The sequence below is a fragment of the Candidatus Thermokryptus mobilis genome, assembly GCF_900070205.1.
GTDB classification, from domain to species: domain Bacteria; phylum Bacteroidota; class Ignavibacteria; order Kryptoniales; family Kryptoniaceae; genus Kryptonium; species Kryptonium mobile.
On sequence record NZ_FAOO01000004.1, the window covers coordinates 113259 to 125494 of the forward strand.

Sequence of the window (12236 nt, forward strand, 5' to 3'; positions counted from 1 at the left end):
CTTGAGTATAGTATTGAAAAAGGTTAGCGCCTGTAGCTCAATTGGACAGAGCAGCGGACTTCGGATCCGCGGGTTGGGGGTTCGAGTCCCCCCAGGCGCGCTTAAATTTCCCCTTTCCTTATTCTGAATTCTATATCCCCGCCAGAACTTGAAGCTTTTATTTTCGTCCCAGTTTTAACATCACCTATCCATCCCTTTAACTTATCGTGGTTCTTTTTTTCTAACTTTAAAGGGAAGTCAATTTCAATATCTCCACCAGTAGCATTAAGGTCAACATAAGCGTTTAAATTTGATGGAGCTGATATGATCACATCGCCACCAGCCGTGGAGATTTCCGATTCCCCCATCGCGTTGATAAGTTCAACCTTTACATCGCCACCAGAGGATTTCGCAACGATTGAGCCAGAAAGTTTGCGAACGATTATATCACCGCCAGCTGATTTCGCTTCAAGCTCTCCGTTTATATCGTTTGCGATTATGTCTCCACCTGCTGAACTTAACCTCGCAGACCCAGTGTGATTTTTCAATTTGATATCGCCACCAGCGCAAGAAATTGAAATTTCTCCCTTTAACCCCTCACAATGTGCATCTCCACCGGCTGTTTTAACCTCTGCATTTATGTTCTGTGGGGTGAGGATTTTAAGTTCCGCTTTTTCAATCCCCCACTCGCTTAAAAAATTGAAAAATTTAAATTCCCTCTTGCGTTTGACCTTTATTGTTAAAGTGCCCTCACCTTCTTCAAAATCAACTTTTAAATCTTTTAAATACTTGGATGAACCGCTTGCGTAAAAATTAACATCTACCTCATCGTTTTGATGCGACAGAATACTTACATCAGCGATGTCAGATTCAACAATTAGTTTATACCCCGGCTTTACTTTAAATGTCTTTGAAATTTTTATCTCGTTGCTGAACTCTTGTCTCGGTTCAAACTGGATTTCCTTTGTCTTAATGTTTGAACATAAAAGTAATCCGCCAGCGAAGATAATCCCTGTGAAAATAAAAATAAAGAATTTCGTTCTCATCATACCTTGAAAATTTTTTTATCTCTAAGTTTGAATACGATTCTTTGCTTGGATTGTTACATATCACCCCTCAATTTCACTGGCGGTTTTAAAAGTGTGAAGGAGAGCGTCAATCTGAATAATTAGCTTTTTTTTCTCATACCTTGGTGCAAAGATTGAGCCATCAATGAAATAAATTCTCTTCTGTTTCTCGTCGTAGAAGATATAAGACACAAAAGGACCCCCGCCTGTAAAATCATTAAATCTCCACAAACCTTGAACTCTTATGGCATATCTTCCGTTGAAGTTTACGGGAAAGAAATAAAGATGTTTTATGCTTTCTGGGTCATCAGCGATTATGACATATGCATCGTCATTTGTCGTCCTGTAGAATTTTTGCGTTATTTCATTTCTTTTTTCAACTATCCAAACTTGATTAAGAAGACGATATGGATTTTCAACCGAATCAATCCAGTGAACAAAGATGAATCTTTCCATGTCCTCCGGTGTCCTTCTCCTCAGCCAGACAAATCTTTCTTGCGCTGAATCTTTTACTAAATAATAGTCGTGCTGAACGAAAATTGTCCAGCCATATTTTTCAAGCAAATACTTTTCAATGTTCTTCTTGTTATACCCTTCCGAATATATTGACTCTATCTCACGATTAAAGAAATCTCCTCTAAAAGCCATGTAAATTTCGTTTCTATCCTTTGTCAGGTGTTTTAAAAGCGTTTCTTTATCCTTGGAGATCAAAACGCAGACAATTTGTCCTTTGCTCCAGAGATTTTTTTTGATGAAGAAATAAGCCGAGTCAATTTCCACAAGTTCTTTTGCTTTTGGGTCAAGCAGGTTTAGAACATAACCGGCTATTTCACTTTTATCGTCAAGTGTTGTGACGAACATTAAATTTTTGCGCCTTTTCAATTTATCAATTGAATAGATTTGAAATTCTGGGAGAATCGTAAATAAACTTTCCGGTTGCGGTGTGTAAATAAGTCGCTGAAAGGTTGATTTAAGCGGTTGTTCAATTTGTGAATAAAGCGAAGAGTCAACATAAGTTATTATCTCAGTTTCATCGCCCGTTGCTTTTGGTTTAAGTTGTGAACAGGACATAAAAAGGATTGAAACGATGAAGAAGAAAAGAAACCGTTTCATGGGAGATGACGAAATTTACTTTAAAAAATAAAGGTCAAGGTTTGGATAAAAAATTGAATATAAAAGCCACATCGTCGCTCCAATGCTGACTGGAATTGAAAGGTTGTCATCAACTTTTAGGTTCGTTGAAGCTGCTTCAACGATTCCACCAACTACGGCTGAAACCATCGTTATGATATATTCCCCGGGGAGTTCTTGAACTTTGGGTGCTATAAGGACAACTGGGATAGATGCCACTATAAAGGCAAAAGTTCCTTCAAGCGATTTTTTGAAGAATCTATGTTTTCCAAATTTTCTTCCAAATATAGCTGCGCTTGCGTCGGATAAGATTAGGATTGCGAAGGCATTTATAACTATAAACTTTGGAAATATGACAACACAAACAAGGGCAGAGATGAAAACCCAAGTTGCACCATTTAAATTTTTCATCTTATGGTCTCGCTCGTGTTGACGGAGTATAGAGCCAAAGAGCTTGTAAAATAGCTTTTGAACCGTTGGACTGTAGTATCTCATAATGTCAACAGTTACGAAACCGAGTGTCAAGAGGATCAAAATTTTTATCGCTGTATCCCTTGGCGTGAAATAATAAATAACTGGAATTAGCATTGAGAACTGATGGATTGCCTTGCGAATATATTCGGCTTTGTAATTTCTGTCAATGTTCTTGCTGAAGTCAATTAAGACCTCGGAGTAGTCCGGGGCTTCAAATCTCCCGTTAAGCTTTTGATTCAGGATTTGGAGATACTCTTGGAGATGTTTCATTTTGACCGTTGTCTTTCTTTTGGAGGGCGGGGAGTTCTTCGCCTTTTATTATTTTATCTATCTCATCACCAGTGAGAGTTTCTCTTTCAAGCAAAGCCCTCGCAAGGCGATGTAAAGCATCAATGTTCTCAAGTAAAATTTTCTCCGCTCTTTCCATACAAGTTATTACGATCCTTTTCACTTCCTCGTCAATTAAAATTGCTGTTTGTTCGCTATAATTTTGGTGTCTTGTTATTTCTTTGCCAAGGAAAATTTCTTCTTCTTTAGTTCCGTATGTCAGGGGACCGAGTCGTTCGCTCATGCCCCATTCACAGACCATTTTACGAGCGATTGTCGTTGCCTTTTCAAGATCATCAGCTGCGCCGGTTGTTAAGGAGTTGAAAATTATCTTTTCAGCTGCCCTTCCGCCAAGTGCATATGTTATCAGGGCTTCAAGATATTCTTTTGAATAAGTGTGCCTTTCATCTATTGGCAGATAAGTTGTTACTCCAAGAGCTCTTCCACGCGGGATTATAGTTACCTTGTGCACTGGGTCTGCTTCGGGCAACATTTTCGCAACAAGGACATGCCCTGATTCGTGGTATGCTGTTATCCTTTTTTCTTTTTCGGAGATGGCGACATTTTTTCTTTGGATTCCCATCATCACCTTATCTTTTGCCTCTTCAAAATCTTGCATCGTAACGAGGTTATGGTTTTTCCTTGCTGCTAAAAGAGCTGCCTCATTTACAAGATTTGCAAGATCAGCACCTGAAAAACCCGGCGTTGATCTAGCTATTATCTCAAGGTTGACATCAGGGGCAAGTGGTAACCTTCTGGTGTGAACCTTTAAAATTTCAAGGCGTCCTTTGACATCGGGTCTATCAACGACAATTTGTCGGTCAAATCTACCAGGTCTTAAAAGTGCCGGATCAAGAATGTCGGGTCTATTTGTTGCTGCGATTACAATTATACCGCTGTTCTCTTCAAAGCCGTCCATTTCAACTAAAAGCTGGTTGAGTGTTTGTTCCCTCTCATCATGTCCTCCGCCAAGCCCAGCTCCACGATGTCTTCCAACAGCATCAATCTCATCAATGAAAACAATGCAAGGTGCAAGTTTCTTCGCTTGTTCAAACAAATCCCTAACCCTACTTGCACCAACCCCAACGAACATCTCAACAAATTCCGCACCGCTTATTGACAGGAATGGAACTCCTGCCTCTCCAGCTACCGCCTTCGCAAGCAATGTTTTCCCAGTTCCGGGGGGACCTAAAAGCAAAACACCTTTTGGAATTTTCCCACCAAGACGCTGAAATTTCCCAGGGTCTTTTAGAAATTCTATTATTTCCTTCAATTCCTCTTTCGCCTCATCAACTCCAGCAACATCATTGAATGTGACCTTTGGGATATTATTCGTTAAAATTCTTGCTCTGCTCTTCCCAAATGTGAAAATATTCCTCGTCGCATTTCCCTGCATCCTTCTCATTATAAGAAACCAGATAAATATCAAGAGAATCCACGGTATTATGCTCAATAAAGCGTTTAACCATTGGTCACTTTCCTTAACAAAGTTAAATTTAATCCCCCGGCGTGTCCATTCATCTATAACTTTTGAATCAGAGGCGTTCGGAAGAAAGACAACAAACTTGTCACCTCTGACCTTTTTCCCATCAACGGTTATCATTTCCTCCGGTTCTTTCAAAACACCGTGGAAATCAAAATTATTAACATCGGTTTTCTTGACTATCGCCTCTTTGATCTTGCCAGCTTTTAAAAATTGCTGATACTGGTCAAAGGTTATCTCATACTCAAGCTTTTGATTCCCTTTGAACCACACCATCAGCGCAAAAACAGCGGATATGATTATCAGCCAACTTAAAATTACACGCATAGCTCTTCCCCAATTGAAATCATCATCATCGTTATTTTCAAATTTAGGTCTTCTCATATTTCTGTCGTTTTTTCTAAATTTATCACTTGAATTTAAAAATTGCCTGAACATTTTCCAACCTCCAAATATTGAAATTTATTTTTGTGAATCAATCACATAAATTGACTTCAAATTTCTTCCTTTCTGAGCGTAGTCAAGCCCATAGCCGATGACGAACTCGTCTCCTATCTCAAATCCAATATAATCAATTTTAAAATCAATTTGAACTCTATTCTTCTTATATAACAATGTCACAACCCTTAAAGATTTCGGATTTTTAAGCAAGATCAAGTTCTTGATGAATTTGATTGAAAGCCCGGAATCAATTATGTCTTCAACCACAATTATGTCCCTTCCTGTCACTTGGCAATCTAGGTCTTTTAGAAGTTTTACATGTCCTGATGAAATTTTTTCGTCGCCATAGCTTGAAAGTTTGAGGAAGTCAACCTCACAATCAATTTTCACCTCCCTTATCAAATCGGCGAAAAATATGACCGAGCCGTTTAAAACTCCAATGAAAATAGGAATACTCCCAGCATAATCCTTGCTGATTTGTTCGCCGAGCTCTTTGACTCTCTTTTTTATTTCTTGCTCCGGTATCAAAACCTTAAACCTTTCTCCATTAATATAAACGACTTGGTCATTCATCATGTTTGCGTTTTTTGTTTTGGATGAAATTCAATTTTTAAAATTTTTTTCGTTGAATCAGTTATTTTGAACCTGTCGTCAAGACGCAAACCGCAAACCCAAACGATTTTTCCCTCGGATTCAAGAACGAGGATTTTCCCTTTCTCGTAAATCGGTATTTTCAGGTCAATCAGAAAATCACTCACCTTTTTTCTTCCCTTCATCCCAAGTGGGATAAACCAATCACCAGGTTGCCAATTTCTCAGAATGAATTCATCACCTATCAAATCCGCATCAATATACTCAACCTGTGAGTCGCGATGAAATTGAACCTCGTCTCTGTCCACAAATTTAGACATAAAGATGAAATTGTCAGTTTCATATTTTTCCCCGGGGTGAATGTAGACGAATACCTCTTCCTTTGCGAACTCCGGCTTCTTGAGGAAGACAAGATGAGTTCTATCGCGATAAACAAATAAATCACCGGTTAACATAACCGAGTTGCCAGGAGTTGAATCAATGAGGTTTAAAACTGAAAGAACTCTAGCGTAATCAACCCTTTCATTGAAATATGTCTCAACTATAGAAAGTATCACGCTTTCCTGTATGAAGTATAGATAATTTTTCAGTTTTTGGATGTCAACAAGGACTTTGTCCGGGTTTTCCTCTATGGCTATAAATTTCACAATTTTTGAAACTTCGTGTTTGATGAAGTTACTTAACTCCGAGAATATCTGGGCTGTTCGGTTTAAGGTTTCAATTATTCCTGGATTTATATTTTCACTTATCATGGGCAAAATTTTTAGGCGTATGTAGTTTCTTCTATATGAGGTTTTCAAGTTTGAGGAATCAATCCTAAATGATAATCCTTTTGCCTCAGCATATCTTTCAATTTCATCGCGGGTTGCAAAAAGCAGTGGTCTGATTATGCTTCCTCTTTTAACTTGTATTCCAGCGAGACCATTTACCCCGGAGCCACGGAATAAATTCAACAGCACTGTCTCAGCGTTGTCATTGGCATTATGTGCAGTTGCAATTTTATCAAATCCTTTTAACAGTCTTAGAGTTTCAAAGAAATTATATCTTAACTCACGTGCCCCTTCTTGGATTGAGATTTTTTTTGACTTGCAATATTCCCTGGTATCCTCGCCCCTGACATAGCATTCAATTCCGAGATTTGAACAGTATCTTCTGACAAATTCTTCATCCTCGTCTGATTCGGCTCCCCTGAGCTTATGGTTGAAATGAGCTGCTATAAGTTCAATTTTAAGTTGCTCTTTGATTTCGTTTAGAACATCAAGTAAAACCACGGAGTCAACTCCACCGCTTATAGCTACGATGATTTTATCTCCCGGGGAAATGAGTTGATTTTTCTGTGTGAATTCTCGGAAGCGATTTATAAATTCTTTTATCATGGTTGTTTTTGCTTCTGATATAAAAAAACCTTCCAGCCCTTTGGGACTGAAAGGTTTCGCAAGTTTTGTAGCGGGTGAGGGACTCGAACCCCCGACACGCGGATTATGATTCCGCTGCTCTACCACCTGAGCTAACCCGCCACGATGATTTTTTCATAAAAAATATACAAAGTTCAAACAAAAAAGTCAAACTTTCTAAATGCCGGTGACTTGACTTTTGGGGAAATTTTTATTATATTTATATTGCAATATCAAAATATTTGAATATAGTGATATGGAGTTGGAAAAACTCAAACAAGTTGGATTTGAAGAGGAGGCGGAAATTTTAAGGATACTCGGTCATCCGACCAGGTTGAAGATAGTGTGCGGATTGATGGAACGGGAACTATGCGTAAGTGATATTGAGAACTGTCTGGGTGAGCCACAACCGAAGATATCTCAGCATCTGTCTCTTCTTAGGGCGAAGGGTATCGTTAGAGCCGAAAGGGAAGGTTTAAATATAAGGTACAGGATCGTTCATCCGCTCGTGATTAAAATTGTAAAAATTCTTGAAAGAGAAAAATTAAAGGAATAAGCACCAAAGTGGGAAAAACAATTGATCTAAATAATTTCGTTGATATGTTTAAGGCACTTGGACATCCCATAAGGTTACGCATAATTTTTGAGCTTATGGAATCCGAAAGGAGTGTCTCTGAGTTATGGCACCTTTTAGGTGTATCTCAGACGCTTGTATCGCAGCATCTTGCGGTTTTGAGACATAGTGGGATAATAAAGAGTTTTCGCCGTGGGAACACGGTTTATTATTCCATCCTAAACCCAATTGTGGTTGAAATTTTCAAACTAATTCAAAAAAAATTAAAAGGAGGGAAAAAGTATGTTTCTTGATGCTGATGATAAGGAAGAATTGAGAAAGAGATTTGAAGAAAACCTTGTGAATAAGGTTCGCCTTATACATTTCACGCGCGAGCTTGATTGCCAATATTGTAGGGAGACGAAACAACTTTTAACAGAGCTTGCTGAGCTTTCGGATAAAATACAGCTTGAGGTATATAATTTTTACACTGATACGGATAAAGTTGCGGAGTTTAAAATAGATAAAGTTCCCGCAACGGTGATAGCTAGCGAGAACAAAGATTACGGAATAAGATATTTCGGTATTCCATCTGGCTATGAATTTGCGTCATTACTTTCGGATATAGAGATGGTTTCAAGGGGAACTTCTGGATTGAGTCAACGAAGCATGGAGAAAATAAAGGCGATTGATGTTCCGATACATATACAAGTTTTTGTAACGCCGACTTGTCCATATTGTCCAAGCGCTGTTCATTTGGCACATCAAATTGCGATGGAGAACGATTTGATAACCGCTGATATGATTGAAGCGATTGAATTTCCTGAACTTGCAGAAAAATATATGGTTATGGGAGTTCCTAAAGTTGTTATGAATGATATTTACTATTTTGAGGGAGCTTTGCCGGAGAGATATTACATTGACAAAGTTGTTGAAGCAGCAAGGAAGACAAAAGAGATCAAAGAACAACAAAATTAATTTTTTAAAATGGCGGAGCGACTTGTTGTTATTGGTGGAGTTGCTGCTGGAATGAGTGCCGCAAGTAGGGCAAGAAGATTAAACCCGAAAATTGAAATTATGGTTTTTGAGAAAAGCGGTTTTGTTTCATATGGGTCTTGTGGCTTGCCATATTTTGTCTCTGATGTGATCAAAGCACCTGAAAATCTTGTCGTTTACGATGCTAAATTTTTTAAAGAGAAAAGGAACATTGATGTTTATCTTCATCACGAAGTTTTAAAAATCTTCCCCGCCAAGAGAAGCGTCTTGGTTAAGGACCTTGAAAGGGATAAAGAGTTTGAGATTGGATATGACAAGCTCGTGATAGCTACTGGAGCTCGGGCTGTTAAACCGAATATAAAAGGGGTTGATTTAAAAGGGATCTTTACGATAAGGTTTCTTGAGGATGGTATAGCGATAAAAAATTTTATAAAGGAGAATTCACCAAAGAGGGCTTTAATAGTTGGTGCTGGATATATAGGTATGGAAATGGCTGAAGCGCTTGTTTCTCTTGGGATTGATGTGACAGTCGTTGAGATGATGCCAAATATACTTGGTTCAATGGATGATGAGATAAATGAGATTGTTGAGGGTGAGCTTCAAAGAAATGGTGTTAAATTGTTGAAATCAACTTCAGTCGTTGAATTTGTTGGTGATGGTTTTGTTAAGGGAGCGATTTTAAATAACGGTGTTTCTCTTGATGTTGATCTTGTTATAGTTGGAGCAGGTATAAAGCCAAACTCAGAAATTGCAAGAGATGCTGGAATTGAGATGGGTCGTACAGGAGCGATAGCGGTGAATCAAAGAATGGAGACGAATATACTGGGAATTTTCGCTGCTGGTGATTGCGCTGAGGCGTTTCATTTGGTGCTTGGTCGTCCGGTTTATGTTCCTCTTGGGACGACTGCAAATAAACAGGGAAAAGTCGCTGGAGAAAATGCTGTTGGTGGAAATGCAGTTTTCAAAGGTATAGTTGGGACAGCTGTTTTTAAAGTTTTTGATCTTGAAGTTGCCCGCACAGGTATTTCTGAAAAACAAGCGAGAGAAGAAGGGATTGATTATGTCTCAACCGTGATTGAACATGGCTCAAGGGCACATTATTATCCCGGTGGGAGTAAAATAAGGGTTAAGTTGATAGCCGAAAGAAAAACAGGACGTTTGCTCGGAGCTGAAATGGTTGGAAGGGATGGTGTTGCAAAAAGAATTGATGTGTTTGCTACCGCATTGCATGCAAGGATGAGCATTGATGAACTTACGCAACTTGATCTAAGCTATGCCCCACCGTTTGCCCCGGTGTGGGATCCAATTTTGATCGCTGCAAATGATATTGAAAAGAAATTGAAAAGTTAAACGATGAATCAAAAACAGCATAAAGTTATAATTTTTACAACGCCAACATGTCCTTGGTGTAGAGCAGCCAAACAATACTTTATGCAAAAAAAAGTGAAGTTTACGGAGGTTGATGTCACAAAAAATCAAAGTGCTGTTAAAGATTTGATTAGATTAACAGGTCAAACTGGGGTGCCAGTTATTTTAATTGATAATAGACCCGTTGTTGGGTTTGATAAGGCAAAGATTGATAAACTACTTGGTTTGAAATAAAAACAAAAATCGGAGAAAGTAGATATGAAGATCAGACCTCTTGATGACAGAGTTCTTGTTCAACCACTTGAAGAAATTGAATCAAAAACAAGTTCAGGGATTATAATTCCTGATACCGCAAAGGAGAAACCAAGAATCGGTGTCGTTATAGCGGTTGGAACAGATGAGGACTTACGCGAGAAGGTTAAAGAGGGTGATAAAATTTTATTTGCAAAATACGGTGGCGAAGAGGTTGAAATTGATGGGAAAGAGTATAGGATAATTTCAAGGAGTGATATACTTGCCGTAATTGAGGATTAGTTAAGCAAAGTGATGGGCGATGGGTGATATTCTTTGGCAAATAAAGGAGGATTTAATATGGCAAAAATAGTCATCCTTGGTGGTTCTTTTGCTGGTTTGACAGCGGCTTTTGACCTTAAGAGAAAGCTTAAAGATAAAGCCGAAGTTATAGTTATATCAAAGACCAAAAACTTTGTTTTCATTCCATCACTTATTTGGGTCCCGTTTAAGTGGCGCAAACCGGAGGATATATCTTTTGAGCTTAGGCCGGTTCTCGAGAAAAAAGGGATAAAATTTGTTCACGCCGAAGCAACAAGGATTTTACCTGAATCAAACAGGGTTGAGACGACATCAGGCGTTTATGATTATGATTTTCTTTTGATAGCTACTGGACCTGATTTGAACTTTTCAGAAGTTGAAGGGCTTGGACCACAAGATGGATACACGACCTCAATTTGTAATGTTGAGCATGCTCTTCACGCTGGGGAGAGGTGGGAGGAATTCGTTAAGAGCCCTGGACCAATTGTTATAGGTGCGACACAAAAGGCAAGTTGTTTTGGTGCAGCCTATGAATATGTTTTTAACATTGAGTATGCAGCAAGAAAAGCGGGTATAAGAGATAAAGTTGAGATCACTTTCATCACATCAGAGCCATTTCTTGGAAACTTCGGTATAGGTGGGGTTGGAAGCTCTCAGAAGATGACCGAGTATTTCTTTAAAAAGCTTGGAATTCGTGGGATTACAAATGTAGCTATTGAGAAGATAACCGAGGATAAGCTTTTTCTTTCAAATGGTCAAGTTTTGCCATTCAAATATGCGATGATAATCCCGCCGTTTCTCGGCGTTAAGGCAATTCGTGATTCTGGGCTTGGTAATGAAGCAGGTTTTATACCCGTTGATAGCACCTATCGGCATTTAAATTACGATAACATCTATGCTGCTGGTGTAGCTGTTGCGGTTAAATATCCAGAGCCAACGCCGATCCCGATTGGTGTTCCAAAGACAGGTTATATGTCCGAGGTGATGGCGAGGGTTGCTGCTGAAAATATCGCTTCAAAAGTTCTCGGTAAAAATCACGAGTCAAAATTGTCCTTTGAAGATATAGCACCCCTTTGTGTAATGGACGCTGGCAATATGGGTGTTTTATTGGTTGCAAGTAGAGTGTTTAAACCGAGAAAGTACCATATACTCTTCCCTGGTCCCTGGTCACATTGGGTTAAAGTTTGGTTTGAGAAGTATTACCTTTGGAAGATGAGGAATGGATATACGCAATTGCCATAAAAAGTTATTGAAAATCAATAATTGAGTCGGTTAGAAAGTTTTAATCCCATTTCTGAAACATTTGAATTGGTTTGATTGTTATATGAAATTGAACGGTTTTTTGTAAAACTTAAAGGCGGAGGTAAAATTGGTTACGACACCTGTCAACAAGCAAAAGGCGAAGGTAATCGGGATGGTCATAACAGACTGTCCGAATTGTAAGAATCAAATTTTTCTTGAGAAGCAAAGTGTTAAACTTTGCCCGTATTGTGAGGCTGAGGTACACATTGACCTTGAAAACATTGATGTTCGTGTTTGGGCGGTTGTCCCTGAAAGACCTGCACGTCGCAGGCGTAGAAGAAAAAGCACTGAAGATATTGATCTTTTAGCGAACTAAAAACTATTAAGGAGGAAGTAACAATGAAGGTAAACGAGGCAACCTGGGATAGGGTCTTGAGGGTAATCGTTGGTTTGTTTCTTCTCTCGCTTCTTTTTTGGGTTGAAGGAAACGGGAAGTATTGGGGGTTGCTCGGTCTAATACCACTTATAACTGGACTTGTTGGATATTGTCCTGCATATTCACTTTTTAAGTTTTCTACCCGTAAGGAGACAAGCTCGGGGAGTTAATTTTTCATAGACGCCACCTTTAAAATTCCGGG

The 12236-nt window shown here is 38.9% G+C and carries 15 protein-coding genes and 2 tRNA genes; 10 read left to right on the forward strand and 7 right to left on the reverse strand.

The window, feature by feature from the left end; all coding sequences use genetic code 11:
- The first annotated feature begins 26 nt into the window (after positions 1 to 26).
- Positions 27 to 100, forward strand: a tRNA-Arg gene (locus FKZ43_RS03695).
- A gap of 1 nt (position 101) precedes the next feature.
- Here the strand turns inward: FKZ43_RS03695 and FKZ43_RS03700 are convergent.
- The 7 genes from FKZ43_RS03700 to FKZ43_RS03730 all read right to left on the reverse strand — a co-directional run bounded on the left by FKZ43_RS03700 (position 102) and on the right by FKZ43_RS03730 (position 7010).
- Complete coding sequence (locus tag FKZ43_RS03700; protein WP_219916501.1) at positions 102 to 1025, reverse strand: DUF4097 family beta strand repeat-containing protein; 924 nt, start codon at positions 1023 to 1025, stop codon at positions 102 to 104.
- A 63-nt stretch (positions 1026 to 1088) separates the two neighbouring features.
- Positions 1089 to 2159: a DUF4837 family protein gene (locus tag FKZ43_RS03705; protein WP_140944537.1), complete on the reverse strand. Its 1071-nt coding sequence runs from the start codon at positions 2157 to 2159 to the stop codon at positions 1089 to 1091.
- Between the two features lie 15 nt (positions 2160 to 2174).
- A complete protein-coding gene (locus FKZ43_RS03710) occupies positions 2175 to 2921 on the reverse strand; it encodes a diacylglycerol/polyprenol kinase family protein (protein WP_235894675.1) in 747 nt (248 codons plus the stop codon).
- A complete protein-coding gene (ftsH, locus tag FKZ43_RS03715) occupies positions 2875 to 4899 on the reverse strand; it encodes an ATP-dependent zinc metalloprotease FtsH (RefSeq protein WP_235894676.1) in 2025 nt (674 codons plus the stop codon). The genes FKZ43_RS03710 and ftsH overlap by 47 nt, the downstream gene beginning before the upstream one ends.
- Positions 4900 to 4923: 24 nt before the next feature.
- Positions 4924 to 5475 (reverse strand): hypoxanthine phosphoribosyltransferase, encoded by a 552-nt coding sequence (gene hpt, locus FKZ43_RS03720; RefSeq protein WP_140944538.1) that lies wholly within the window; start codon positions 5473 to 5475, stop codon positions 4924 to 4926.
- A complete protein-coding gene (tilS, locus tag FKZ43_RS03725) occupies positions 5475 to 6869 on the reverse strand; it encodes a tRNA lysidine(34) synthetase TilS (protein WP_140944539.1) in 1395 nt (464 codons plus the stop codon). Before tilS ends, hpt begins: the two co-directional genes overlap by 1 nt.
- 68 nt (positions 6870 to 6937) lie before the next feature.
- Positions 6938 to 7010 (reverse strand) — tRNA-Met (locus tag FKZ43_RS03730).
- 133 nt (positions 7011 to 7143) lie between these two features.
- Between FKZ43_RS03730 and FKZ43_RS03735 the strand changes: the two genes are divergently transcribed.
- From FKZ43_RS03735 to FKZ43_RS03775, 9 genes are all read left to right on the forward strand, one after another.
- Positions 7144 to 7443, forward strand: coding sequence for an ArsR/SmtB family transcription factor (locus tag FKZ43_RS03735; protein WP_140944540.1), 300 nt, complete (start codon positions 7144 to 7146; stop codon positions 7441 to 7443).
- Positions 7444 to 7487: 44 nt separating this feature from the next.
- Positions 7488 to 7754: an ArsR/SmtB family transcription factor gene (locus FKZ43_RS03740; RefSeq protein WP_140944541.1), complete on the forward strand. Its 267-nt coding sequence runs from the start codon at positions 7488 to 7490 to the stop codon at positions 7752 to 7754.
- Entirely contained in the window at positions 7744 to 8418 is a 675-nt protein-coding gene (gene pdo, locus FKZ43_RS03745) for a protein disulfide oxidoreductase (RefSeq protein ID WP_140944542.1), read from the forward strand. The genes FKZ43_RS03740 and pdo overlap by 11 nt, the downstream gene beginning before the upstream one ends.
- A 9-nt stretch (positions 8419 to 8427) precedes the next feature.
- Positions 8428 to 9786, forward strand: coding sequence for a CoA-disulfide reductase (locus FKZ43_RS03750; protein ID WP_140944543.1), 1359 nt, complete (start codon positions 8428 to 8430; stop codon positions 9784 to 9786).
- A 3-nt stretch (positions 9787 to 9789) separates the two neighbouring features.
- Positions 9790 to 10038: a glutaredoxin family protein gene (locus FKZ43_RS03755; RefSeq protein WP_140944544.1), complete on the forward strand. Its 249-nt coding sequence runs from the start codon at positions 9790 to 9792 to the stop codon at positions 10036 to 10038.
- A 24-nt stretch (positions 10039 to 10062) separates the two neighbouring features.
- The gene (locus FKZ43_RS03760; RefSeq protein ID WP_140944545.1) at positions 10063 to 10338 is read left to right on the forward strand and encodes a co-chaperone GroES; all 276 of its coding nucleotides are present in this window, start codon (positions 10063 to 10065) and stop codon (positions 10336 to 10338) included.
- Positions 10339 to 10395: 57 nt separating this feature from the next.
- Positions 10396 to 11598, forward strand: coding sequence for an NAD(P)/FAD-dependent oxidoreductase (locus FKZ43_RS03765; protein ID WP_140944546.1), 1203 nt, complete (start codon positions 10396 to 10398; stop codon positions 11596 to 11598).
- A gap of 127 nt (positions 11599 to 11725) precedes the next feature.
- Entirely contained in the window at positions 11726 to 11974 is a 249-nt protein-coding gene (locus FKZ43_RS03770; RefSeq protein ID WP_140944547.1) for a hypothetical protein, read from the forward strand.
- A gap of 23 nt (positions 11975 to 11997) precedes the next feature.
- Positions 11998 to 12204, forward strand: a complete 207-nt coding sequence (locus FKZ43_RS03775) for a YgaP family membrane protein (protein WP_140944548.1) — start codon at positions 11998 to 12000, stop codon at positions 12202 to 12204.
- Positions 12205 to 12236 lie beyond the last annotated feature (32 nt).